Source organism: Exiguobacterium sp. AT1b (genome assembly GCF_000023045.1).
Classification (GTDB): Bacteria; Bacillota; Bacilli; order Exiguobacteriales; family Exiguobacteriaceae; genus Exiguobacterium.
Window position 1 is genome coordinate 957,038 of the sequence record NC_012673.1, and the last position, 24,238, is coordinate 981,275.

24 protein-coding genes are annotated in these 24,238 nt (G+C 50.7%); 7 read left to right on the top strand and 17 right to left on the bottom strand.

Going from position 1 to position 24,238, the window contains the following annotated elements:
- The first annotated feature begins 55 nt into the window (after positions 1-55).
- On the top strand, positions 56-781 hold the full coding sequence (locus EAT1B_RS05045; RefSeq protein WP_012727058.1) for a hypothetical protein: 726 nt from the start codon (positions 56-58) through the stop codon (positions 779-781).
- Positions 782-812: 31 nt separating this feature from the next.
- Here EAT1B_RS05045 and EAT1B_RS05050 read toward each other — a convergent pair whose 3' ends face one another.
- The 10 genes from EAT1B_RS05050 to pulA all read right to left on the bottom strand — a co-directional run bounded on the left by EAT1B_RS05050 (position 813) and on the right by pulA (position 12,410).
- Positions 813-1,895 (bottom strand): low temperature requirement protein A, encoded by a 1,083-nt coding sequence (locus EAT1B_RS05050; RefSeq protein ID WP_012727059.1) that lies wholly within the window; start codon positions 1,893-1,895, stop codon positions 813-815.
- A gap of 15 nt (positions 1,896-1,910) precedes the next feature.
- A complete protein-coding gene (locus tag EAT1B_RS05055; RefSeq protein WP_012727060.1) occupies positions 1,911-2,183 on the bottom strand; it encodes a GNAT family N-acetyltransferase in 273 nt (90 codons plus the stop codon).
- The gene (locus EAT1B_RS05060) at positions 2,184-3,077 is read right to left on the bottom strand and encodes a DUF5996 family protein (protein ID WP_041917927.1); all 894 of its coding nucleotides are present in this window, start codon (positions 3,075-3,077) and stop codon (positions 2,184-2,186) included. It lies immediately after the preceding gene.
- Between the two features lie 14 nt (positions 3,078-3,091).
- Positions 3,092-3,493 carry a (4Fe-4S)-binding protein gene (locus EAT1B_RS05065; protein ID WP_012727062.1) on the bottom strand — a complete coding sequence of 134 codons (402 nt, stop codon included), beginning with the start codon at positions 3,491-3,493 and terminating at the stop codon, positions 3,092-3,094.
- An 86-nt stretch (positions 3,494-3,579) separates the two neighbouring features.
- Positions 3,580-3,906: a thioredoxin family protein gene (locus EAT1B_RS05070; RefSeq protein ID WP_012727063.1), complete on the bottom strand. Its 327-nt coding sequence runs from the start codon at positions 3,904-3,906 to the stop codon at positions 3,580-3,582.
- A gap of 20 nt (positions 3,907-3,926) precedes the next feature.
- The gene (locus tag EAT1B_RS05075; RefSeq protein WP_012727064.1) at positions 3,927-4,778 is read right to left on the bottom strand and encodes a DegV family protein; all 852 of its coding nucleotides are present in this window, start codon (positions 4,776-4,778) and stop codon (positions 3,927-3,929) included.
- Positions 4,779-4,903: 125 nt separating this feature from the next.
- Entirely contained in the window at positions 4,904-5,323 is a 420-nt protein-coding gene (locus EAT1B_RS05080) for an RDD family protein (protein ID WP_012727065.1), read from the bottom strand.
- Between the two features lie 14 nt (positions 5,324-5,337).
- Complete coding sequence (locus EAT1B_RS05085) at positions 5,338-6,414, bottom strand: nitric oxide synthase oxygenase (RefSeq protein ID WP_012727066.1); 1,077 nt, start codon at positions 6,412-6,414, stop codon at positions 5,338-5,340.
- A 97-nt stretch (positions 6,415-6,511) separates the two neighbouring features.
- Positions 6,512-9,343, bottom strand: a complete 2,832-nt coding sequence (locus EAT1B_RS05090; RefSeq protein WP_012727067.1) for an EAL domain-containing protein — start codon at positions 9,341-9,343, stop codon at positions 6,512-6,514.
- Positions 9,344-9,488: 145 nt separating this feature from the next.
- On the bottom strand, positions 9,489-12,410 hold the full coding sequence (pulA, locus tag EAT1B_RS05095) for a type I pullulanase (protein WP_012727068.1): 2,922 nt from the start codon (positions 12,408-12,410) through the stop codon (positions 9,489-9,491).
- A 234-nt stretch (positions 12,411-12,644) separates the two neighbouring features.
- Here pulA and EAT1B_RS05100 point away from each other — a divergent pair, with 234 nt between their 5' ends.
- The gene (locus EAT1B_RS05100) at positions 12,645-13,724 is read left to right on the top strand and encodes a diguanylate cyclase (protein ID WP_237708264.1); all 1,080 of its coding nucleotides are present in this window, start codon (positions 12,645-12,647) and stop codon (positions 13,722-13,724) included.
- Positions 13,725-13,751: 27 nt separating this feature from the next.
- Here EAT1B_RS05100 and EAT1B_RS05105 read toward each other — a convergent pair whose 3' ends face one another.
- Genes EAT1B_RS05105 through EAT1B_RS05135 form a run of 7 tightly spaced genes read right to left on the bottom strand, consistent with a single transcriptional unit; the run spans position 13,752 to position 20,110 of the window.
- The gene (locus EAT1B_RS05105; protein WP_012727070.1) at positions 13,752-14,321 is read right to left on the bottom strand and encodes a hypothetical protein; all 570 of its coding nucleotides are present in this window, start codon (positions 14,319-14,321) and stop codon (positions 13,752-13,754) included.
- Positions 14,322-14,380: 59 nt separating this feature from the next.
- A complete protein-coding gene (locus tag EAT1B_RS05110) occupies positions 14,381-16,039 on the bottom strand; it encodes an FAD-dependent oxidoreductase (RefSeq protein ID WP_012727071.1) in 1,659 nt (552 codons plus the stop codon).
- 14 nt (positions 16,040-16,053) lie between these two features.
- Positions 16,054-17,340: an arsenic transporter gene (locus EAT1B_RS05115; protein ID WP_012727072.1), complete on the bottom strand. Its 1,287-nt coding sequence runs from the start codon at positions 17,338-17,340 to the stop codon at positions 16,054-16,056.
- A gap of 32 nt (positions 17,341-17,372) precedes the next feature.
- Positions 17,373-17,651, bottom strand: coding sequence for a HesB/YadR/YfhF-family protein (locus tag EAT1B_RS05120; RefSeq protein ID WP_012727073.1), 279 nt, complete (start codon positions 17,649-17,651; stop codon positions 17,373-17,375).
- On the bottom strand, positions 17,648-19,405 hold the full coding sequence (gene arsA, locus EAT1B_RS05125) for an arsenical pump-driving ATPase (RefSeq protein WP_012727074.1): 1,758 nt from the start codon (positions 19,403-19,405) through the stop codon (positions 17,648-17,650). The genes EAT1B_RS05120 and arsA overlap by 4 nt, the downstream gene beginning before the upstream one ends.
- Positions 19,406-19,419: 14 nt before the next feature.
- On the bottom strand, positions 19,420-19,779 hold the full coding sequence (arsD, locus tag EAT1B_RS05130; RefSeq protein WP_012727075.1) for an arsenite efflux transporter metallochaperone ArsD: 360 nt from the start codon (positions 19,777-19,779) through the stop codon (positions 19,420-19,422).
- A gap of 13 nt (positions 19,780-19,792) precedes the next feature.
- A complete protein-coding gene (locus EAT1B_RS05135; protein ID WP_012727076.1) occupies positions 19,793-20,110 on the bottom strand; it encodes a helix-turn-helix transcriptional regulator in 318 nt (105 codons plus the stop codon).
- Positions 20,111-20,334: 224 nt separating this feature from the next.
- On the opposite strand from EAT1B_RS05135, the gene EAT1B_RS05140 reads away from it, so the two are divergent.
- From EAT1B_RS05140 to EAT1B_RS05160, 5 genes are all read left to right on the top strand, one after another.
- Positions 20,335-21,816: a SulP family inorganic anion transporter gene (locus EAT1B_RS05140; protein WP_012727077.1), complete on the top strand. Its 1,482-nt coding sequence runs from the start codon at positions 20,335-20,337 to the stop codon at positions 21,814-21,816.
- 69 nt (positions 21,817-21,885) lie between these two features.
- The gene (locus EAT1B_RS05145) at positions 21,886-22,299 is read left to right on the top strand and encodes a universal stress protein (protein WP_012727078.1); all 414 of its coding nucleotides are present in this window, start codon (positions 21,886-21,888) and stop codon (positions 22,297-22,299) included.
- A 111-nt stretch (positions 22,300-22,410) separates the two neighbouring features.
- Positions 22,411-22,617, top strand: a complete 207-nt coding sequence (locus tag EAT1B_RS05150; protein WP_012727079.1) for a PLD nuclease N-terminal domain-containing protein — start codon at positions 22,411-22,413, stop codon at positions 22,615-22,617.
- Positions 22,614-23,462, top strand: coding sequence for an ABC transporter ATP-binding protein (locus EAT1B_RS05155; protein WP_012727080.1), 849 nt, complete (start codon positions 22,614-22,616; stop codon positions 23,460-23,462). The genes EAT1B_RS05150 and EAT1B_RS05155 overlap by 4 nt, the downstream gene beginning before the upstream one ends.
- Positions 23,462-24,220 (top strand): ABC transporter permease, encoded by a 759-nt coding sequence (locus tag EAT1B_RS05160; RefSeq protein WP_012727081.1) that lies wholly within the window; start codon positions 23,462-23,464, stop codon positions 24,218-24,220. The genes EAT1B_RS05155 and EAT1B_RS05160 overlap by 1 nt, the downstream gene beginning before the upstream one ends.
- Positions 24,221-24,238 lie beyond the last annotated feature (18 nt).

The following is a 24,238-nucleotide window of genomic DNA, read 5'->3' on the forward strand; positions in this document are numbered from 1 at the left end:
TAGACCAGGTCTCTCCTGAGGAGGGACCTGACTTTTGCAGAAAAGGATGATATACATGAATCGTACACAAGTTATGCTCGCCATTCCCGGAAACTGGTCTTCCGCAGAAGGTGTCAGCGAACAAATCAGTTTACATAGTGAAGGCTACACGATGGCCGGTCTGTTGTTGCTCGAAGATGAGACAGGCAAGGCGTTCACCGTTGAAGTCGTGGAACGTGACCCAGCCCTCGCCGAGGCGATGATTCACGCGAGTTCTGGCGGATTCACACCGAAAGTGGCGAAAGGAATCGCTCGTCACACGCATGTCGTCTACTTGATTGTCGACGTCAACGATTTGACAGACGTCGCCGCGGCGCGTCGTGCCGCAAACGCCGTCTTAAACGCAGGTGGAGTTGGCGTCATGGTCGAGTCAGCTGGTGTCGCTTACTCGAAAGACGAGTGGCAAGAATCAAAAGAAGAAGACCTCGCACTCGACTATTCGCTTCTCACGGCCATCACAGAAGAAGAGAACGCCTATATGTCATGGGGAATGAAAGCGTTCGGTCATGCAGACGTGGCCGTACCGATGACACTCGACATTGAAGATGCCATCCACGTGATCCATTCGTTCAACTTCCACCTCATCTCCGGTGGCGCGATGTTCGGCGACGGTGACCATTTCGCCTTCGAGGACGGGCGTGCCTTCACGGTCGAGATGGGAGAAGACGAGCGGACGACCATCGACAACTTGTTGCACAACCCGTTCGGCTTGATCTATCTCGTCCCGCAAGCAGCAGAATAAGAAAAATGGAGCGCCCCGCGGCGCTCCATTTTTATGTGGTCGTCAGTTTCGCATAGATGGCGAAGAAGATGGCGAGTTCAATCATGATGATTAACGGTGAGACGAGGACGAATAGATGGAGGCCGGTGAATACGAGAATGAGCGCGACGAAAAACACGAAATAGCCCCAGTGCAACCTGCTTTCCGGGAAGCGATGATTGTGAAACACGAGCGTCGTCGATAAAAAGTACACAAGTACCGCACCGAACGTCACCATCACTTCAAAGCGCTCATCCAACTCCCCGAGGTACATCAGTTTCATCATGCTCGCCAGAACGCTGAGTGACATCCAAATGAACAGATGACCGTACAAAATGATTTGACCGGTCCCGACCGCGTCTTTGTCCACTTTCTTTTCGATGTTGTCAAAATATTGCCACCAAATGGCGATGAGGACGATGAATGCTAAAATCGAAAAGCTGATGGACCGAATATCCCCGTCTTGCGGCTCGAGCACCGCCAAGATACTGATAATGGATTCCCCTAAGACGATGATGGTCAAAAGACCAAAGCGTTCGAGCAAATATCCTAAGTTTATGGGCGTCATGGCCAAGCGTTTCCGACCGATGATCGGGACAATCAAATCGATGATGAGCCCGAGATACAGCACGACGTAGCGCAAGCTTCCATCAAAAAAGATGGATAACGACGAGACGCCGATTCCAATCCAAAAATAGGTGCCTAAAAAGCGGGCCGCCGGGTCTTGAATACGTCGATTTACCATCGTATACTGCAAGACCGTCATGACGCGCAAACCTAAGTAGCCAATGAGAAATGAATAGTAGTAGTCATCAAAATCCACGTTCAAGCTAGCCGTCATAATCAATACGAAGATCATCTGTCCAATTACGAACAGACGCTGGTGAATCGCATCCTCGAAAAAGCGGTTGATGAACATCGTCTGCCCCACCCACGCCCACCAAATCGGGATGAACATGAGGACGAACTTCGAGGCATATTCGAACGGGATGACACCATGATGGGTATGAAGAAGGACATGGTTCGCTGTCGCAATCGCAGCGACATAAACCAGGTCATAGAAGAGCTCCAACCATGTGGCTCGTTTTTCTTCCATTTGGCCCACCTCGGTTCAGCTCGCCAATACGTCGTGATATTCCGGATGTCGATCGAACTGATTTTTCGTAAAGGGACAGAGCGGGATGATCGTCTTTCCTTGTTCTCGAGCGTATTCGACCACCGCAACGACAAGTTTCTCTCCAATCCCCTGTCCTCGAAGTTCATCACTGACGTACGTATGGTCGACAATCAGTTTATCCGGCCCCGTCGGCACATAGTGTAGTTCTGCCGATGGCTTCGCCTCGTCCCCAACGTAGAACGTATTTTCCTTTTGTTTAATCTCCATTTACTCCCCACTCTCCTCTTCTAGTTTTAATGGAATGAAGAAATGATCACGCATCGTCCAATCCATCTCATCCATCAAAATCTCAAACGAGGTGGATAAGAACGCTTGTACCTGTCCCATCGTTTGTTCATGTAACGGCAAGAAAAATTCACTCTTTTCCGCGTTGTAATAAGCCGCTTCCGGCTTGAGCCTTTCCGTCGGTAGCGGTCTGAACAGGAACGGATAGGGTAAGACAAAATAGTTTGGACGCGCCGTCACATCGTCCCCTAACCAAAATCCGAATTCAATCAACTGTTCATCGAAGGCGACACGCTCAATCACCTTGTCTTCCGGAAACGGATGCTCAATCGGATAGATGACGAGCGACGACACATCGAACGTCCCCCAAAAGAGTGCCGGTTTAATTTTTCGACACCGCAGCTTCGATAAGTACGTCAGTTGTTCATGTGCCGCCCGTTGAAACAGCCTCAAGCCTCGCCGGGCATACGTCGCGTCATAGGCGAGCGGTGTCTCATCCGTATCGAGTAACCCTTTGAATGACATCTCCTGTGGTTTCGGGTTGATGTGCACGTTGACCCCGTGCGTCCGCAGTCGATCGAATAAGTCATCGTAGTAAGACTTGATCGTCTTCCCTGCTTCAATCGGGATGGCGTCCGTTTGATCTTCGACATGGATGACAAGGCAAGACGTCAACAGGTCCACATCAATCTGAAGCGTCCGCTCCCCTTCAAACAACAGCCCTGTCGTGAAACCATGGACCGTGAGTGGTAGCGAGACATGCCCCCATTGTGGCTCGGGCGGCGCCAGTTTGAGCTTGATTTTTCCGAGAAGCTGTGAAATCAAATGCAAGGTCAGCTTTGTATCATGCCAGTCCGAATGTAGTGGAATCTGCATCATTCATCATCCTCTCATCCTTTACACGCACCGCTATGGTCACAAATCGGTCGCTTGCCGGACTGTCCACATCCGCAGAGCGTGGCCCGATACGTGGAGATGACCTCATTCCCTTGTTCGATGTGAAGGTCGCCGCGTACCTCGATTTGTTGCCAGTCATTTAATTTAACAGACGTCGGGACGTCTGGCGTCTCCGCGTCTCCACCATCTTTCCGAACGAACTGGAGCGCACCGCTCGGGCAACGTTCAATCACCGTTGCGACGTCCGGCGCTTCGGCCCCATCCGGGAAGATCCACGGTTTCCGTTTCGTATCAAATACTTCCGGCAATCCCCGTACGCATTCCGCTGCATGGACACAAAGCGACACATCATAGTACACATCAATCGATTCTCCTACGTATTGCTTGCCTCGCATCGAATCACCCCTTATGTGTTTGCGGGTCTTTACCCGTTACACTATGAAAAAAACCCACCATCCCATGACAGGATGATGGATCATATTCACGCTTGTCTCATTTCTTGCATGCGTTCGAGTTGATGCGTCAGTTCGCCGATCGGCACGAATCGTGCCCGGCGGAGCATTTCTTTCCCGTTGATGAAAAAGAGGACGACCGGAACGGTGAAGATGGAGAATGCGCCTGCGACTTCCGGCACCTCGTCCGAATCCACTGCGACCGCCTCGATTTCAGGGAACTCTTTGAGCATCTCTTCGATTTGAGGTTTCAGCGCATGACAGACACTGCATCCCGGATGTGACACGTAGACGAGCAGCTGTTCCGTGCTCGCAATCCGTTCATTCAATCCAGTCAAGGTTGTCATTGCTTCCATCTTACATTCCTCCTACTTGATTAAGCGTTGAGCCACAAGACACCGACCGTCTCGAATCCGGCATGTACCGCAATCGAAGGACAGAATCGAGTCCGTACGACTTCGAGACCTGGTAGTTTCGACTCGATGAGTGCGACGAGGTCATCTTGCATGTTCGGTGCGAGTGCCGTCTGAACGAACACCCGATTGTCCTTCACACCGTTTTCCGCGTGACGACGTTCGAGTTCACTGACCATCTCCGCATAAGCCTTCTTCAATGAACGAGCCTTTTTGAACGGGATGACTTTCCCCGTCTCATCAAGGGTGATGATCGGCTTGATGTTCAAGATGTTCGCAAGGAACATCTCACCGGAAGAAACACGACCGCCTCGGCGCATCGTCTCCATGTTTCCGATGATCATGAAGAAGTTCTTCTTATCGCGCCATGCTTCGAGAAGGGCGACGATTTCCTCCACTGACTTGCCTTCAGCTTCAGCGGCCTTCCCGATTCGGACGAGTTCTTGCTGCGCCTCGAGTGCGGCATGCGAGTCGATGGTATACACGGTAAAGTCAGCCGCTTCGGCAGCTGCTTTCGAATTTTTCGCCGTACTGCTCAATCCATTCGAGCAATGGACGGCGATGGCACAATCATATCCCTCTTCTTTCAAGCGTTCGTAGCGGGCGATGAAGTCTCCGAAGATCGGTTGTGACGTCTTCGCTTCTTTCTTTTGGTCAATCATATACCGATGTAAGTCTTCAAGCGAGAGTTTCGTTTCACTATAGCCGTTCCCGTCCACAATCAATTGAATCGGAACGATATCGACACCGAGACGGGATGCCTCTTCTTGAGAGAAGTTGGCCATACTGTCGGTAATCCATGCGATTTTTGTCATAACTAAAAAGCCTCCAATAGTCGTTCATTTTTGTCCAATCCCATTATACCTTATTTCCTGCCCCTATTCCTAATCGACCGAACGGAACGAAAAAACAGAGCGACACGCGGTCGCCCTGCTCTTCTTCATTTGGTCGAGATCAATTTTGTATGGGCGAACTCGTCGTGCGGCAACTCGAGGTCTTTATTCGACTTCATCTGTTGGAGTGCACGGATGAGCGGAATCCCGAGTGTCGCCGGGTAGACCACGTCTTTATAGAGTGTCCGTTTGACGACTTGCTCCAGTGAAAGCGGGCGTCCATCCGCACTCACGACCTTAATTCCGACGACACGGTCTCCTAGCGTCTGACCGTTTCGATACAACATACAATAGACTTCTCCGGCCATCGTCACGACGGTCGGTAAGTAATACCGTTTCACTTCTTTGTCTGGCCAAATCTTTTGACGGACGGCCTTTTCAATCAGTTTTGCCGGTGTCTGAAAGACGAGTTGGTCGATTTGACCAGCGACGGCTCGTTTCCAAAGTGGGACTGCCACAGCAATCATCCTTTCTCTCGGTTCTAGCCTTTCAATTCCTCTTTTACCGGCTGACGAAACCCTGAGAACGGACATCCACTTCGAGCGAACAAGTTCGGTGTCTTGATTTGATTGTCGTAATGTTCGTGAAAAACGTGCGTCGTCGCAGGAGAGAGCGGCGGGATGAGCCAACTCCATTGCCCGGTGACGTCACGCCCCGCGTCCCGTTCGTTTTTTTCGAAACGCTTGAACTGTTTGGCGGCCGTATGATGGTCGACGATGGTCACACCTGCCCGTTCGAACGATTGCAGGACGGCGATATTCAATTCGACGAGTGCCCGGTCGCGCCAAAGCGACCGCTCTTTCGTCGTATCGAGCCCGAGTGACCGTCCGACGAGCGGCAATAAATCATAACGGTCCGTATCGGCCAAGTTCCGTGCCCCGATTTCCGTCTCCATATACCAGCCATTAAACGGGACCGAGGTAAACCGGAGCCCTCCGATTTCAAGTTCCATATCCGCAATCGCCGGGACCGCGTGCCATTTGATGGTCCGTCCGTCAAACAGATCCACATCCTCGTGCTGAATGTCCACCTCAAGCACGGCCTCGTTCGGCAACTCAAACAAGCGGACGTCTCGTCCGTCCGTGATCATGAGCGGGAGGATATCAAATGGCGTGCCGGCTCCGACCCATCCGAGTTCTTTCGCGCGCTTCGTCATCGTGACGGACATCGGGTCTCCGATGATTCCGTCAGGTGTCTCATATCCCGCGTACCGAATCAACTGTGTGTTCAATAGTTTGAACTCGTTCGGGAGGACCGTCATCGTCGAACGGATTTTTCCACCGTTCGTAGCGAACCGAAGATGATCGACAAGATGGTCGTAGACAGCCTCAAACGTATCGGCGTCCCGCGCATCGATCACATGGAGTGTCTGCCAAAACAAGCGGCCGATGCAACGATTCGAATTCCGCCACGCCACCTTGGCACCCTCACACAACTCTTCCGTCGTCAACGAATAGGTGCCCGTGCGCTCAATTTCATCTTTGATTTGTCGGAGGCGTTCGGACGGGTCGTCATGCCATTGCCGCATCCAGTCGCTCGCTTGTTCATACAGATTCATATCTAAGATCTCCTCACTCAATTCTCTCTTTCTCCATCTTAGAGAAAAGGAGACCCCTGTTTCAACTATCTATTCTCACACGCGACACGTCGGGTACTCAGGACCGCTCTGGCTGGTGAACGAGTTCGATATAGTCGGTGACTTCTTCGTTTCCGCTCACTTCCTTCTCAAGGGCGGTCAATTGCGCCTCGATGGTCGGACTTGATTCGTAGTCGGCGGCATATTGATATAACCCATTCGTCACTTCGGTCATTCGACGTAAGCGGACAGGCAAGTCTGTACCGGATGCAAAACGAATGATGAACGTGACGTCTCCTTCTAACGGGAGGCGCAGGGCAGCATAAAAATGCAACGTCTGGTCCGTTCTTGACGTCAGTACGATCGAAGAGAGACCGACCGAGACGGGTTGCTGCCGAATCGTCGTAATCGTGATGCCTGCTTGAATATAACGATTCGCAGACGCCTCATGAACATCGAACGGATCGGGAATCAGTTTCCCCGACTCCATCATCTGCAAGAAGGCATCCTCTCGGACCGGCGGACTGAAAAGATAGCCTTGAATCGTCTTGCAGCCAATCTGCCGCAACAAGAGTAAGTCTTCCATTTGCTCGATCCCTTCGACGACTACATCGAGCCCGAATTCTTTCGCCAAGACGACGAGACTATGAATGATGGCCCGGGCTTGCTTGTTCTCTGATACCCCATGACCAAAAATCCGGTCAATTTTGATCGTGTTCACTTGAAATTGTTGCAGGTAGGCGAGCGACGAATAGCCTTTCCCGAAATCATCAAGCGCAAGTTGAATCCCGAGCGCCCGCAACGAAGAAAAGACACTCATGATATGATGCGACGCATCGAGCTGTGACGTCTCGGCCACTTCAATCTCAATCCAGTGCAACGGTACATCGTGACGTTCACTTGCCGATTCGAACGTGTTAAATAGTTGCTCGTGATACAAATATTTCGGCGAGACGTTCAACGAGATCGGAATCTTGTTGGGGAGCGTCGCTAAAAAGCGAAACACCTCTTCAATCAGATAGTCCGTCAATCGGATGAATAGATTGCTCTCTTCTGCGAGCGGGATGAAATCTAGTGGGGAAACAACCCCCCACGTCGGATGCTCCCAACGCATCAACGCTTCCGCTCCTGTGATGTCACCTGTCCAAGCGTTCACTTTCGGTTGATACAACAGATAAAACTCATTCCGGTCAATGGCGCTCGGCAAGTCACGTAGCAACTCGAATCGCTTCAGCTCATCGAGATTCATGTGCGAAGCGTACAAGGAAATCGGCGCCGCTCCTGATTTCCCGGCCCGCCCCATCGCCATATAACTTCGGCGAATGAGCGTCGTTTCGTCTTCCGCATCGTTCGGATAGCGACTGACACCGATTTGCATATTCGGATAAACGGTATACGGTTCGAGTTGGAAACAGTGCTTCGACAATCTCGCGAGCTGTTCCCCGATTTGAATCAACCACTCCTCTTCATGATGTCCCGGCATGACGACAAGGAATGTATCTCCATCCAAATGACCGACGACCGCCTCATCCGGCACCATTCGTTGCAATCGATGCGCCGTCTGGATGCGCCATTCGTCTCCATATTCGTAACCGAACGTCCGATTGATGTCACCGATTCGATTAAAGGTCACAGTGAATAATACGAATGCAATGTCTGTTTGAATCAATCGCGTGATCGACTGGAACATCGTCTCGCGATTCGGGATGTTCGTCATCGGATCAAACTCGCTCAGTCGCAACACCTCGGCTTCCTGTTCCCTCACCTCGGTCACATCACGAATCAACGCTTGAAACCCACGGACTCGACCCGTTTCGTCGTACAAGTGCTGCCGACACTCCTGAATCCATTTTTGCTTCTTTCCAACAAAAATCCGATATTCAAGATGGACAGGTGTCGTATGACGTGTCTGTTCATTCGCCTGATTGACTCTCTCTAAGTCGTCCTGATTGATGACGACTTTCCAGTAATTCGGGTGCGCGTTAAATTGTTTCACTGTATACCCAAAGATGGTCTGAAACTGCCCTGTCGCGAACTCAATTTGACTCGTATCATAGCTATAGTCGCAGATGGCCGTATCGGATGCTTCGCAAACGCGACGCAACAGCTCGTCTTTGTCCGTCAACTCGTTCTCGATGCGCTGCTGTTCTTTCGTTGAGAAGATGACGTACGTGATGACGTCACGGTCGACAGAGAGCGCCCCCCGCACTGTCACTGGCAAATCTTCAAACGTCATTTGGTGGCGCAATCGAATCTCCATCGCGAAGTCGGCCCCTGCATCGGCTATTCGCAACGTCTGAATCGCTTGAGTCAACCGCTCCCAATCGTCAGGATGAACCGTTTCTCGGATTTCTTCCACATGCATCTCGTTCAATCGCCGCCTCGAAATACCGAGGAACGACGAGACCTGGGAAGAGAACGAGAATGACCCGTCTGCAAGATGCACTTCGATGACCATGAGACCAGGGACTTGTTCAAGCAACTCCCGTCCCACTTTCATAATCGCATAACGGTTTTGCGTGTCCCATTCGGCGCTCATGTCCTTGACGATGCCGTATACACCTTGAATGAGTTGATCTTTATAGAGCGGGGTGCATGTTACCGCGAGCTTTCGCTGTTGCCCCTCATATGCTTTGACTAGTTCAAAATGGACCGTTTCCCCGGTTAACGCCTGTTCGTGATACGGCGCAAACTCTTCCGCATCGGCTGGGGATAACGCGAAGTCATCGAACAGTAGTCCCATCTTTTCGTTCGAATCGATTAGTCGACCATTTGTATCGAGTACGTAAATGGCATCCGGATACTGTTCAATCAGGAGCGAATCCACATGGAACGGGGGAATCGGTCCATTTGACAATAGATCCGTGACGTCACCATTGACGCGATGAATCCATTTTTTGAAAATCGCCATACAATCTCTCCTTTCGAAAGAGATGGAAGTTTCAAGCGTAAATTCTCTTGTTCATACAAAATGACTAGTTTATAAAGCATTAATTACCAATTACCCATCATTGTGCCATTAGAAAACCCCACTCGTTTCAAAGTGGGGTCAATGATTAGTTCCGTTCGAGGACGAACGTCTTGTATGCAGGCACGCTTACTTTTCCAGTCGCGCGCTTGATTGTCTTCGTTCCGGCACGGTCGCCATCGACAATCACGTTCCAGTTCCCTTTAGGAAGGGTGACTTGGACATTCGTCGGGTTGGCGTTATGCGTGATGAACAAGTCGTTCTTTTGACCCGGTGCATCTTCGTCAATCGTGTACGTGATGACGTTCGCTTCCGCTTTGTGGAACGTCAAGAATCGTTTCACATCGCTCGCTTTTGTCATCCGAAGACCTGGGTTGGCTTTACGCATCTCAATCAAGCCTTTCATGTATTGGACGTCCGCCTTGCGGTCGGCTGCCCGTTTCCAATCGAGCTGGTTGATCGAGTCCGGTGATTTGTACGAGTTGTGGTCGCCTTCCTTCGTACGCATGAACTCTTGTCCGGCGTGAAGGAATGTCGTCCCTTGGCTCGTCAAAATGATGCTTGAAGCGAGTCGGTGCATCTTCGTCTTGTTCACTTCAGATGCGATCGGGTTCGTCAACTCCAGCTTGTCCCATAACGTGTGATTGTCGTGGGCCTCAACGTACGTGATGGCTTGCGTCGGTTCTTTCGTGAATCCTTTAATCGTGTCGCTATACGCGATCTCACCGACGATTCCCGTCTTCACGCGATTTTCCATGCCTTCTTTTCCGTTGACGAATCCTTTGTCCTCATCGAAGAAAACGCTACCTTTCAAGCCGTCACGGATGTTGTCATTGAAGTGGGCGATGCCCGGCATGTCGTAGGCGTTCTTTTGATTTGCTTTTAATTCAGCATCGAGCGGCGTACCAAGGTCCCATCCTTCTCCGAAGACGAGAATCGACTTGTCGACTCGATTCAACTCCGAACGAACCTTGTTCATCGTGTCGACGTCATGGATTCCCATCAAGTCGAAACGGAATCCGTCCCAGTGGTACTCTTTTGCCCAATAGACGACCGAGTCGACGATCAGCTTTTGCATCATCGCCCGTTCGGAAGCCGTATCGTTTCCGACACCTGTTCCGTTGGCAAAGTCACCACCCGCTGTGTAGCGGTAGTAGTAACCCGGTACGATTTTGTGCAAGTTCGATGCCTGTGCATCGAACATATGGTTGTATACGACGTCCATGACGGCACGTAAATTGTTGTCATGCAATCCTTGAATCATCTGTTTCATTTCCATGATGCGTACTTTCGCATCGTAAGGATTCGTTGAATACGACCCTTCTGGTGCATTGTAGTTTTTCGGGTCATATCCCCAGTTGTACGTCGCCATCGGATTCGTCTCATCGACGGAGGCCGTGTTGAAGTCATAGACCGGAATGAACTGAACGTGTGTCACGCCGAGATCTTTGACGTGATCGAGCCCTGTCTTCGTTGCCGTTTTCTTTCCGTCAACGAGAAGACGCGTTCCTGGTTCGATGACACCGAGGTACTTCCCTTTGTTTTGGATGCCTGAGTCGTATTTGTCCGTCTTCACATCGAAGATCGAGAAATCACGGACATGCGTCTCATAGATGATCGCGTCCGTCGATTGTTTCAACTTCGGTTTCATCGAATTCCAACGTTTTGGATCTGTCTCTTTCAAATCGACGATGACACCTTGGTCACCGTTCACGCCGACAGCCGTCGCATACGGATCGACCGCACGGACCTTCCCTGTCGCATGAGTCACTTGGTACGTATAGCCGATTCCGTCTAGGTCACCCCGCACTTCTGCCACCCACGTGCCGCGTTCACCGCGTTTCATTTGAATCACTTTCTTCAAATCTTTATCATTTGTTGGTCGGTTCGTCGGCATGTTCCATAGTTCGAGCTCGACTTGTTGAGACGTCGGAGCCCAGAGAACAAATTTCGTTTTCGACTTTTGGTACGTGACACCGAGTTTACCGTCATATGCATATTTCGCATCGAATTCTTTCGAACGAAGCACCTTGCCGGCTTGGAGCGTCTGTTCTCCAAACTCCGGGTGCGAGGCTTTGATGACTTTCGCTAAGTCGATGTCTGACTTGAATTGAATCGTCACCGCCTTGTCGCTAGCCTTTTCAATCGATTCCACCGTTGCCCCGTCCACGCTCAAATCATCGATGAACGCATCCGTGATGACGCGGTTCGTCGTGAGTGTCGCTTGACGGAACGTGTCCGCCGAGAACGAGACGAGTTTTGGAGAGCGATCGATTTGAGGCTCTGAATAGTAGATTGTCGAATCTCCTTCAACGAGCCAAATCTCTTTTGCAGTCCCGAGAACGAATCGGTCTTCCCCATCCTTCTCCGTCCATTCTCCTTTTTTCGTGATCAAGCCCATGAGTCTCTTCGATTCTGGGTTGGCGAGTTTCACGTTCGCGACGGCACCGAAATCATCAGCCCCATCGAATGCGATGCTCTGTCCGTCCCCACCGTCTGGCCAAGCCCAAAGACCCCAGTCCGTGTATGTATTGTCGTAACGGAAATAATGAACTTTCATATCGATTTCCGTCGAAGCTGTCTCCCCGTCCGGGTTTGACGTATAGATGGTCGGGTCGCCCGACTTGATCCACACTTCGGCGACGCCATCTTGAATCATGTCGCTCGTGATGAAGCGGTCATTTTCAGACCCCTTATCTTTGTCCCAATTATCCGTGCGGACGATGAGACCGATTTTTTCAGGTGAGTCGACTGGGAATTCGTAAGCCGCCACCTTTCCGAATGCATCCTCCCCGTTGAATGTGAAGCCTTTGTTCGGGAAGTAATCTGGACCGTTCGCCCAAAGCCATAAGTTCCAATCCTTTTCGTTATCCGGCGCCTCTTGATAATGGACGACGACAAGTGTCGACTTCCCTTTATCTAAAGCGGACGTCGGCATCGGAAACATTGACAGAATTAGTGCAAACGTTAGCACAACTGCCCATACGGGTTTCCACTGCTTTTTGACCATGAGGGTCCCTCCTTGTAGCACTATTTTGAGAAAACGCTTACACAGAAATTGTAAACGGTTTCTTTTAGTGAAGCAATGTTATTTTAGTAAAGTAGAGCACTAAACATCTTTCCTCTACAAAAAGGATTGCTTTCCGAGAGTTCAATCTGTATATAGAAGTTAAGGAGGAAAAAATAGTTGCTGTCACTTACAACCTTAATTAATAACCTAATTGCCAATGCGAGCCTTTTGCTCGTGGGCCTGTATCTAATTTCACGTTTCACGAAGCTTGGTTTCACGAATAAATTGCCAATTCGTCGGCGCATCACCATCTCCATCCTCTTGGCCGGACTCTCCATGCTCATCACCCTTCATGGTGTGCTATGGAACGCCCAAGCGGACTTCCAGTATGGATTCATTCCGCTCATCATCTCTGCCTTATACTTTGGGATTTCTGGGTTACGCATTACGTATGTGACGAGTATCATTCTCCTTCCGTTCATCGTACCTGGAGAGACGCTTCTGATCATCACGCTCCTCGACTACTCTGTCGCGGCAGGTATCGCATTCTTATTTTTACGAAGACGTGAACGAATCAAACCGACTCAAGATATCCGAACTGTCAACATGATTAGCCTTACATGTATCGCACTTTTCTCTGCATTCAACATGGCCAATTACGAAGAACCAAGCGCATATGTTATCACACTCATTTGGTTTTTATTTATCGGATACGCAACAGGTTTGTTCTTACACATCGTATATGGCGGAATTCGCAAAATCGAACGGTCTCGACGTTTGATCACAAAGTATAAAGAGGCTGCGTATACGGATACGTTGACTGGTCTAGGGAATCGGAGACAATTTGACGAAGAAATGAAACGAGTCGATGAAGAAGTGTTTACGTCACCGCATGAGATTGCGTTGTTGTTAATCGATATCGATCACTTTAAATCAGTCAATGATACATACGGACACGATGCAGGTGATGCGATTTTAGTAGAACTCGGTCAGCGTCTCTCTGGAATCGCACGAGCAGATGACATGGTATGCCGAAACGGCGGGGAGGAGTTCTCTGTTTTACTTGCCGATTGTAACCTTCCACAAGCCATATCAATTGCGAATCGATATTTGACCGAAGTCTCGAAACAACCTTTTCAATTGCCTGATGAAGCGATGCTGGATGTCACCATTTCAATCGGAGTATCGAGCACTTCTGAACGAAAAGTCATCACGTCCGCTCAACTGATTAAAAAGGCAGACATTGGGCTTTATGTCGCCAAACGGAATGGGCGAAATCGAATCGGAAAATGGAATCAACGGAAAGCCAACTAACCTCTCACACGTGTGTGAGAGGTTCTTTCATAACTTATTCCATCTCTCAAGCGATTCCAAATACCACCGATAGCTCATCTTGATTTCTTCATCTGTTAAGTCCGCTGGTAAGAAGGAACGTGGGACGAGACCTGTGAACTTGGCGCCTCCGACATGTGCAAAAATATAAGAGGCGACTTGCTCTGACATGTCTCTTGTCAAAAAACCGGTCACATACTTCCCATCCTTGCTCTCGAAGACGATGTCGAGTCGGCGACCTTCCTGTTCATCGATAATCAACTGGTTGTAAAGTCGATGTGCCTCATCTTTGTGCTTATATACCATCCCACGCCTCGCATTGTCATCAATCTCCCACTGATGGTCTTTTCTCTCTTTCGCCGTGAAGACTTGATCGAGCATTCTTGGGTCATCAATCGTTAAGCAACAAAAGATATGTTCATACGACAGTTGATCGTCGTTCACCAAGTCCATGATGTCCGTCTTCGGGATAATCCTTGCCTTGTAGCGCACCATGACACGACGGACGACTTCTTCTTTGTCAAAAATGAGCCACTGCTTCCGTCGCTCAAACTTCTCATGTAACATCTTATAATCCATCCGCTTCACCTCACGTCCAGCATATCAAAAAACGACGCCCGCAATGGACGTCGTCTTGCTCAGTTCCCGTATTTTTTGAACAACTGATAGTTCTTATTTCCACCTGACAAGTTGTACACGTCAGTGAATCCGAGGTTACGGAGCACGTTCTGGGCCGCGTTCCCCGTCACCCCACCGTTACAGTAGACGACGGTCGGTTTGTCCTTGTCCATGTCTTTCGCCGCTTCCCGGAGGTTGCCGAGTGGGACGTTGACCGCACAATCGACACACGCCTTCTCGAACTGTGAAGCTTTCCGCGTATCGATGATTTGCATGTCTTCCCCGGCATCGATTCGTGCCTGAAGTTCGGCCGGTGTGATGAGTCGCGCCGCCTTGTCGATACTGTTCGCGAGGACCATCCCCGTATACATGACCGGGTCTTTCGTCGTCGAGAACGGTGGTGCGTAGGCGAGGTCGAGATGGAACAAGTCGTCGACTTTCGCCTTGAGGGTGATGGCCGTGACGAAGACGTCGATCCGTTTGTCGACTCCTTCAAATCCGACGATTTGGACGCCGAGCAGTTGACGTGTCGCACGGTCGGCGACCGCTTTAATCGTCATATCTTTCCCACCCATATAGGCAGGCTTATCCGGTTTCGTATTATGAAGTACCTCGATATCGTATCCGAGTTCACGTGCTTCTTTTTCGGCGAGACCCGTCTGTGCGACAGCAAGTCCGAACACTTTGAAGATGCCTGTGCCGAGGATGCCCCGATGTTCGAGGTGACCGCCCGTGATGACGTCCCCGGCGGTCCGTCCCATCTTGTTCGCTGTCGAACCGAGTGGACGCCAAATCGGTTTCCCTGTCACGATTGAGAAGCTCTCCGCGACGTCTCCTGCCGCATAGACGTCTGGGATGTTTGTCTCCATCCGCTCATTGACGGCGATTGCACCCGTTTCACCCAGTTTGACTCCCATGTTCATGGCGAGCTCGACGTTCGGACGGACTCCCACAGACAAGATGACGAAGTCGGTCTCAATCGTCTTCCCGCTCTCCGTGACGACCCGTTCGACATGTCCGTCGCCGACAAGTTCTGTCACGGTCTCTCCGAGCATGAGCTCGATTCCATTCTTCTCGAGGTGTTCCTCAACGCGACACGCCATATCCTTGTCGAGTGGTGGCATCACTTGCGGTACACGTTCGATGATGGTCACGTCCACACCACGAAGCTTCAACTGTTCCGCCATCTCTAGACCGATGAAGCCGGCTCCGATGATTGTCGCATGTTTCGGGTCTGTCGAATCGACGAAGGAGCGTGTCGCCTCCGCATGTTGGATGTTTCGAATCGGGAAGACGTTGTCCGACTTCACCCCTGGAATCGGTGGGATGATGCTCGACGCACCCGTCGCAAGGACGAGGACGTCATAGGCGTCCGTGAACGTGTCACCCGTCTCTAAGTTTTCAACCGTCACCGTCTTCGCGTCTTTGTCGACAGCTGTGACGTTATGGCGTGTCATGACGTCGATGTTGTAGCGCTTCTTGAAGAAGGCCGCATCGCGCGGTGTCAGATCGTCACGTGACTCGACTTCTCCGCCAACGTAGTATGGAATCCCACAACCAGAGTACGAGATATCGTAATCCCGATCGTAAATCGTGATTTGTGCGTCTTCGTTGTTCCGACGCGCTTTCGCCGCAACCGATGTCCCAGCAGCGACTGAACCAATGATGACTAGTTTCATATATAATCCACTCCTCAATAAAGTAATAAGCTGATGTATAGGCCGAGCAACGTGATAGCCAATGTCGGAATCGTCAAGATGATCCCGATTTTGAAATACTCACCCCATCCGATTTTGAGACCTTTCGTGCGGAGCACGTGGAGCCATAGAAGCGTCGCTAGCGACCCAATCGGGGTAATCTTTGGACCGAGGTCGGAACCAATGACGTTCGCATAGATTAACGCTTCCCGAATCTGACCGGTCGTATGCGTCAAGTCGATGGCGAGCGCATCAATCATGACGGTCGGCATGTTGTTCATGACCGATGACAAGATGGCAGCCAAAAATCCCATCCCGAACGTGGCACTGAAGGCGTTCACCGCGAACCAGTCAATGAAGTTGGCGAGTACTTGTGTGAGTCCAGCATTTTGTAATCCGTAGACGACGATATACATCCCGAGCGAGAAGAAGACGATGGCCCACGGTGCACCTTTGATGACTTGCGTCGTCTGGACCGCTGACGAGCGGTTCGCCATCACGAGGAAGAACAAGGCGATTACACCCGCGACGAGCGAAACGGGGATCTCGACTAAATCACTCGTGAAGTACCCAATGACCAATAAACCGAGAACAATCCAGGATAAGCGGAACATCGTATGGTCTTTAATGACGGACGAAGGTTCAGCCAACTGTGAGGCGTCATACTTTTTCGGGATATCTTTTTTGAAATAAAGGTACAACACGAGCAGACTCCCCGCGACCGCGAACACGTTCACAAATACCATCCGCGCGGCGTACTCGGCGAAGCCGATATCAAAGAAGTCGGCTGAAACGATGTTGACGAGGTTCGAGACGATGAACGGGAGACTCGCCGTATCGGCGATGAATCCGGATGCCATGACATATGCCAAGACGACCGCGTCCGGCAGTTTGAGTGCCCGGACCATCGCCAAGACGATGGGCGTCAAGATCAGCGCCGCCCCGTCGTTCGCAAACAAAGCCGCGACGAGCGCACCGAGTAGCGTGATATAGACGAAGAGCTTCACCCCGCCACCTTTGGCGATTCGCGCCATATGTAAGGCGGCCCATTCGAAAAATCCAATCTCGTCTAAAATGAGCGAAATGATGATGATCGCGATGAAGGTGAACGTCGCGTTCCAAATGATGCCCCACACCGTGCCGACGTCATCAAGATTGACGACACCTGAAATGAGGGCGATGACGGCCATCCCCATCGCCGAGTAACCGATGCCGAGGCCTTTCGGTTGCTTGATGATGAGGAAAAGCGTCACAAGAAAAATTAAACTAGCAATCCACTGCACAATGTAATCCTCCAATAATCTCTATTTATTTTTTAGCAACTCGGCTGCAAACCGTGCAACACGAGTGTCATTCCCTCTTCTGTTGATTCAACGTCGAGCGTGACGTTCGCGGACAACGCTGTAGCTTCGTTCGCCACGGCAAACGTAAGGTCGTCGAAGTGCTTCACCTCATCGGTCGCTTCCGGTGTCGCTACGGCCAAACCTAGTGTCGGTCCACAGCAACCAGCCTCCGTGATGATGCGGACTGATTTTGTCTGCTCTTCCTCTAGCGCTGTTTTTAAGTAATCGATGGCTTCATTCGTAATCTTCATTTCACTTCCTCCTTCAATAGTTGGGATAACGCGGAATATCCGACCGGCAAATGTTCTTGCCAGGCGAGCATCGTCGGACGCCGATAGCTGTTCACACGTTCGAGCCATGGAACTTCATTCGCGACTTTCGCGGTCAATAGTTTGCTCGTGACATCGAGTGGCGTGAACGATTGATTAACGACCCAAGCGAACGGTAGAATCTTAGCCCGATTCAAATCTGCTACGAGTCGTTCAGCTTCATATACCGGTGTCGCTTCAGGCAAGGTCGTGATGATGACGTGCGTTTGTTTCGGGTCACGTAATTTCGGCAACAAATCTCGGACTGCTTCCGGGACAACGCCAGTCGAGCGTTCGAGTTCGCGATGATAACTCTCGGTCGCATCTAACAGAAGAAGCGTGTGTCCGGTCGGTGCCGTATCGATGACGACGAAACAATCTTTCGCTTTCGCCACCTGATTCGCAAAGGCACGGAAAACGGCGATTTCTTCGGTGCACGGCGAACGCAGGTCCTCTTCGAGCATCATACGTTGCTCTTCATTCAGGTCCCCTGCTTCCTTGAACACATCCTGTCGATACCTCTCAATTTCAACTTTCGGGTCAATGGCATCGACCGTGAACGTATCTGCAATGTTTGTCCCAATCGTGAAAGCGACATGAGCGGCCGGATCCGTCGTCGTCAAATGAACAGAGTGCCCTCTTTCATGAAGCGCGACCGCAATCAGCGAAGCGAGTGTCGTCTTCCCGACGCCACCTTTCCCCATCGTCATGATGACACTTGGACCGTCCGCCTCAATCTCGTCAACGAGTCGATCAAGTGATCCGTAACGACTCGAGTCATAGCATGCATTTGCGACAGCGACCGTCTCTCCGTTCACAAAGCGCCGAAGTGCAGAGACACCAATCAGATTTTCGTAAGCATATGGAAGTTTGAATGCCTCGAGGTCAGTTATGCCTTCAGGAAGTTCACGGAGTGCTTGTTGCTGACGCTCGATGAGCCGCTTCGTGTATCGGTCTGCCCGTTCATCCTGTTGGACAAGACCGTTGACGATGAGCTGCATTTGCTCGATGCCGATGGCGCGAAGTTCGGTCGCGGCACGCTCCGCTTCGATGAGCGTGGATGTTTCGGGACGGGCAACGAGAAGCAGCGTCGTCTCTTTACCATCAGTGAGCGTCTCAACGGCCTTTTTGTACTGCATTTGTTTGTCAGCTAAACCGGCAAGCGGACCAAGGCAAGACGCACCTGTCGTGTTCGTCTCCAAAAATTCATCCCATGCACTCGGCAAGGTGAGTAGGCGCAACGTATGACCGGTCGGTGCCGTGTCAAAGATGACGTGATCGTACGTCTCACGGGCTGACACGGACGTCAACAAGTCCGTAAATTGGTCAAATGCCGCAATCTCAATTGTACAGGCACCGGATAATTGCTCTTCCATCGATTGAATGGCCACGTCCGGCAATACACCTCGATAAGGTCCGACCATGCGTTCCATATATTGTTTTGCCGCTTCTTCCGGATCGAAGTTGGCGATGGCAAGCTTTGTTTCCGGAACGAGGCGCGGCGTCTCATCGAGTTCCATCTCAAACACGTCTTGTAAATTACTAGCCGGGTCGGTCGAAACGAGTAAGACACGCTTGCCACGGTCGGCGAGCGTCAGGGCGAGGCTTGACGCTGTCGATGTCTTCCCGACGCCACCTTTCCCGGTCAAGAACACATAACGGGTCGGGCGAATGGTCATGAAATCAAAGCGATTCATCGTGATACGCCTCCTTATTTTTTTAATGTAATACGGACTTTTGGCTTCTCACCATCTTGCACAGCGAACGCCTCAATCGGAAGGTCGAACAAACTAGCAATCTCCTCGTTTGTCAAATATGCACCACGTTTCACAATCTTCCCATCGACAATGGTCATCGGGAGAACGTCGAGCCCCTTCGCAATTTCAGCTTGCACCTTGGCATTCTCAACGAATCGATTCGGTTCCGATGCCAGGTTATAGCGTGACACATCGAAGCCTCGCTGTTTCAACACGTAGTGAATTGTCGCCACTCGCGTCAATTCCGGATCGATGGATGGACCACATAATCCTGTTGGACAGCACATCGACGGTTCAAACACTTCAAGTTTCATCGTTGACTCCTCCTTAAATCGCACATTCGGTGTCACAGTCGCAACTCACATCGATTGTCTCAATCTTGTCGAGCAAATCGACGACAATCCCATAAAAAGGGCTCGTCTCATTCAATCGATAGTGGATCCATTGTTTGTCTCGGCGCTCTAATAACAGTCCAGCCTGACGCAACATCTTCAAATGACGGCTGATTGCCGGCTGTGAGATGTCAAAACAGTCAACGAAACTACATGCGCACTGTTCTCCCGCTTCCATCTGTTTCAGCATCGTCAACCGAGTCGGATCACCGAGTACCTTGAGTACTTTGCTTAATTCTTCTGCAGTGTACATTTCCACCTCTCCCTACTGTATAACTAAATTGTTATATAACGTTTCTGTTATGAAATTACCATACTTTTTAACTGCATTCAATTGTATTTTTAAAAAAAATCCGTTATGATGAAACACGTTGTGAAAACACGTAACGTTGGAACATTTCCTTTCATATAATGTGGCATTTGATCTTCGTGAGACTCGAAGATCAAAGTCAAAATAAAAAGAGAGGTGTGTTCTTCTTGGAAAAAATGAATACAATCAAACAAGACTGGCTCGGTAACGTCCGAGCAGACGTCCTTGCGGGGATTGTTGTCGCCCTCGCCCTCATCCCTGAGGCGATCGCGTTCTCACTCATCGCTGGCGTCAACCCGATGGTCGGGCTCTATGCTTCGTTCATCATTGCCATGGTGATTTCAATCGCAGGCGGTCGCCCTGCGATGATTTCGGCTGCGACCGGTGCGATGGCACTCGTCATCGTCTCACTCGTCGCCGACCATGGTCTTCAATATTTGCTGGCCGCTGGGATTCTAACAGGTGTCATTCAAATCGTACTCGGTTATCTCGGGATCGCCCGCTTAATGAAATTCATTCCACGCGCCGTCATGGTCGGATTCGTCAATGCGCTTGCCATTCTGATTTTTCAAGCGCAACTATCCAACTTTGAAGGAGAGAGCTGGATCATCTGGGCAATCGTCGCCGCGTCACTCGCCATTATCTTCTTATTTCCGCGAGTCACAAAAGCCATTCCTGCACCACTTGTCGCCATCGTCGTCATGACGATTTTAGCCATCACACTCGGTCTCGATACGAAAAATATCGGAGACATGGGAACAATCTCAGCAACACTCCCGGAATTTTTATTCCCGAACGTCCCGTTGACGTTTGAGACGTTGTTGATCATTCTTCCTTACTCGATTTCCCTCGCATTCGTCGGATTGATCGAGTCGCTCTTGACGGCACAAATCGTTGACGACATGACTGGAACGGACTCAAACAAAAACCGTGAATCGCGCGGACAAGGTATCGCGAACATCATCGCTGGATTCTTCGGTGGGATGCCAGGATGTGCGATGATCGGGCAATCGGTCATCAACGTCTCATCGGGTGCTCGTGGACGACTCTCGACATTCACGGCCGGTCTCGCGCTCTTCATCATGATCATGACGATGAGTGATATCCTAATGCTCATCCCGGTCGGCGCACTCGTCGGGGTCATGTTCTTCGTCTCGTATGCGACATTTGATTGGGGATCGCTCAAAGCGTTGCGTACCGCTCAAAAATCGGATACGGTCGTCATGCTTGTTACCGTCGTCGTCACCGTCGTCACACACGATTTGTCACTCGGTGTATTCGCCGGCATATTGACTGCAGCAACTCTCTTTGCCGCTAAAATCTCGAAAGTCGAACTCGATCGCAAAATCGTTGCTAATCAGGCACGTTACATTGTGAACGGTCAGCTGTTCTTCGCCTCGACGTCCGAATTTATCAATCAGTTCGACGTGACAGAAGATGTGGATGCGGGTGTCCAACAGGTCACAATCGACTTTGCTAATACTCACCTTTGGGATGACTCGGCCATCGGCGCAATCGATAAGATTGTCTTTAAATATCGGGAAGTCGGAATCGAACCGGAACTCCTCAACTTGAACAAAGACTCGGAAAAACTGCTCAACACGCTCGCCCTTCATTTGAAGCAACAAGACGCGAACGCGGGACACTGATTCATCGTTCCACTGACTCAATAAATCACCTATACTAAAAGTAGAACGTGCGAAAGAGGAGGAGTTTTCATGGGAAAGGTATTTTTGGCGGCTGACGGTTCTGCCCACTCAAAACGTGCACTTGAAAAGGCGATTCAACTCGCAAAGGCTTCGAATGCGTCAATTGACATCGTGCATGTCATCAGTGCGAAAGAATCAAAAGAAGCGGCCCTCAATTCGACCGGGAAAATCGACTTGGAGACGAAGCGAAAGCAGATGCTCAAGCCACTGTTCGATTTGGCGGAAGCAGAAGGCATTGCCTACGAATACATCGAACTTCGTGGGGAGCCAGACGTCGAGCTCGTCAAATATGCAAATCATGAGCCGTACGAATATGTCGTCGTCGGATCACGTGGATTGAACACATTCCAAGAGTTCGTCCTTGGTAGTGTGAGTCATAAACTGGCCAAACGCGCTCTCGCCCCTGTCATTATCGTGAAATGACGCACCGTCCCCATCTCTTCGTGAGATGGGGATTTTTTGTGTCACATACAGGGGACATACCGTGCATGTAGAATGTGTTAAAGACAGCTAATTCAAAAGGAGGTTCTCGCGATGGACATCGCAAATGACCCGAATACACTTTTTCTCATCTTACTACCTGTTTTGATTTTGCAACTCATCCTGCTCGTCGTCGCCTTGATTGACTTGTTCAAACGCGACATGACGAATGGCCCGAAATGGGTATGGCTTCTCGTCATCGTCTTCATCAACATACTTGGCCCAATCGTATACTTCTTATGGGGACGGACTCCACGATGAAAATCACACATATAACGAAGCGATTCGGCTCCTTCACGGCGCTTGATGATGTCAGTTTCGAATTACGACCGGGTTGCACGTCCCTCCTTGGGGAAAACGGCGCCGGGAAGACGACGCTTTTGAACTTGCTCGCCCGCGTCACCGAACCGACAAGTGGCGATATGACCGGACACGAACGCATTCGGATTGGCTATTTGCCTCAACGCCCAGCCCTCTATCCATCGTTGACTCCCGTCGAGACGATTCGCTATGCCGCTGAATTAACGGGGACCAAACACGTCGAGCCGATTCAACTATTGAAACGAGTCGGGCTCGAACCGGTCGACCGGCCGGCAGCGAACTTATCGGGAGGGATGCGACAGCGTCTCGGGATCGCCCAAGCGCTCGTCCATGACCCGGAACTCTTACTGCTCGATGAACCGGTCTCGGCACTCGACCCACGCGGTCGACGAGAAGTACTCGATCTATTAAGTGACTTGAAACGAGAGCGAATGATCCTGTACTCGACGCACGTCCTGCCGGATGCCGAAGAGGCAAGTGACTGGGTGCTCCTGCTTCGACAAGGCAAATTGCTCATGGAAGGAACCGTGACTGACCTGCTCGGTTCGAAATCGACCATTGAGCTACGTCTCTTTGACGATGGGACGACTGATGCAGACTGGACGCAGTTAGAAGGCGTGACCCGAACAACGAAACGTGGTTCGACGTGGACGTTTGAGTCAACGGACCGGACCCTCGCCGAACGGGCGATTTTGCGGCGCATCCTGGAACGGAACCTCATCATCCAATCACTACACGTCGGGCACCCATCACTCGAATCTTTATTCTTGGAGGTGAACGCCTGATGCGTACCGCAATCTTTAAACAGGAATGGCGAGAGTCATGGTCGAACAAACGACTCATCTGGATTCCAATCGTTCTCATGCTCCTTGCCTCGATGCAACCGCTCACGCTCTATTTCTTACCAGATATCCTCGCTTCCGGTGGCAATTTACCGGACGGCGCCGTAATTGATCTCCCGACACCGACACCAGAAGAAGTGTTGATTTCAGTCAGTGAACAGCTTCGCCAAATCGGACTTCTCGTCGTCTTGTTGTCGGCGATGCATACGTTCAGTCATGAGCGGACGAACGGAACGCTCGCTTGGCTCAAGTCGTTACAAATCCCGACGTCTCGCATCGTTATCAGTAAATGGGCACATTACGTCCTCTTGACGGTCGGTGGTCTCGTACTCGCCCAATTAGCGGCCGCTTACTATACGGTCATTCTTTTCGAGGCGTTTGATGTAACCGCATTTCTCATATCCACAGTACTTCTTGTCTTTCATTTTGTCGTTCAGCTCTCCATCTTCATTCTCCTCGCTGCGATGATTGAGAGCGGTGTTGTCGCGGTCGTCTTGACGCTCGGTCTTCATTTCGTCATGTCGCTCCTTATCGGCTGGGTCGACCTCGATTGGATGCCATGGATGCTCGGTCCACTATCGAGTCAGGTGTTCTTGACAGAAGGGGATCTCGTGTGGCCGATTGTGACCGGAACCGTTGTCGTCATCCTATCCCTGTATGTGGCGTCGAAACGACTTCGGTTCATGAGTCATACGGCGTAAACGTCTGACCTTACAAAT

Bases quoted from the DNA above. Each gene is read 5' to 3' on its own strand.
- EAT1B_RS05160 (WP_012727081.1), top strand. From the start codon at position 23,462: ATGCGTACCGCAATCTTTAAACAGGAATGGCGAGAGTCATGGTCGAAC.
- EAT1B_RS05070 (WP_012727063.1), bottom strand. From the start codon at position 3,906: ATGGAAGCAATGACAACCTTGACTGGATTGAATGAACGGATTGCGAGC.
- EAT1B_RS05085 (WP_012727066.1), bottom strand. From the start codon at position 6,414: ATGAATCTGTATGAACAAGCGAGCGACTGGATGCGGCAATGGCATGAC.
- EAT1B_RS05055 (WP_012727060.1), bottom strand. From the start codon at position 2,183: ATGGAGATTAAACAAAAGGAAAATACGTTCTACGTTGGGGACGAGGCG.
- EAT1B_RS05145 (WP_012727078.1), top strand. From the start codon at position 21,886: ATGGGAAAGGTATTTTTGGCGGCTGACGGTTCTGCCCACTCAAAACGT.
- EAT1B_RS05045 (WP_012727058.1), top strand. From the start codon at position 56: ATGAATCGTACACAAGTTATGCTCGCCATTCCCGGAAACTGGTCTTCC.
- EAT1B_RS05155 (WP_012727080.1), top strand. From the start codon at position 22,614: ATGAAAATCACACATATAACGAAGCGATTCGGCTCCTTCACGGCGCTT.
- EAT1B_RS05075 (WP_012727064.1), bottom strand. From the start codon at position 4,778: ATGACAAAAATCGCATGGATTACCGACAGTATGGCCAACTTCTCTCAA.
- EAT1B_RS05080 (WP_012727065.1), bottom strand. From the start codon at position 5,323: ATGATTGCTGTGGCAGTCCCACTTTGGAAACGAGCCGTCGCTGGTCAA.
- EAT1B_RS05150 (WP_012727079.1), top strand. From the start codon at position 22,411: ATGGACATCGCAAATGACCCGAATACACTTTTTCTCATCTTACTACCT.
- EAT1B_RS05065 (WP_012727062.1), bottom strand. From the start codon at position 3,493: ATGCGAGGCAAGCAATACGTAGGAGAATCGATTGATGTGTACTATGAT.
- pulA (WP_012727068.1), bottom strand. From the start codon at position 12,410: ATGGTCAAAAAGCAGTGGAAACCCGTATGGGCAGTTGTGCTAACGTTT.
- EAT1B_RS05050 (WP_012727059.1), bottom strand. From the start codon at position 1,895: ATGGAAGAAAAACGAGCCACATGGTTGGAGCTCTTCTATGACCTGGTT.
- EAT1B_RS05090 (WP_012727067.1), bottom strand. From the start codon at position 9,343: ATGGCGATTTTCAAAAAATGGATTCATCGCGTCAATGGTGACGTCACG.
- EAT1B_RS05135 (WP_012727076.1), bottom strand. From the start codon at position 20,110: ATGTACACTGCAGAAGAATTAAGCAAAGTACTCAAGGTACTCGGTGAT.
- arsD (WP_012727075.1), bottom strand. From the start codon at position 19,779: ATGAAACTTGAAGTGTTTGAACCGTCGATGTGCTGTCCAACAGGATTA.
- EAT1B_RS05110 (WP_012727071.1), bottom strand. From the start codon at position 16,039: ATGAAACTAGTCATCATTGGTTCAGTCGCTGCTGGGACATCGGTTGCG.
- arsA (WP_012727074.1), bottom strand. From the start codon at position 19,405: ATGAATCGCTTTGATTTCATGACCATTCGCCCGACCCGTTATGTGTTC.
- EAT1B_RS05105 (WP_012727070.1), bottom strand. From the start codon at position 14,321: ATGGATTATAAGATGTTACATGAGAAGTTTGAGCGACGGAAGCAGTGG.
- EAT1B_RS05120 (WP_012727073.1), bottom strand. From the start codon at position 17,651: ATGAAGATTACGAATGAAGCCATCGATTACTTAAAAACAGCGCTAGAG.
- EAT1B_RS05060 (WP_041917927.1), bottom strand. From the start codon at position 3,077: ATGCAGATTCCACTACATTCGGACTGGCATGATACAAAGCTGACCTTG.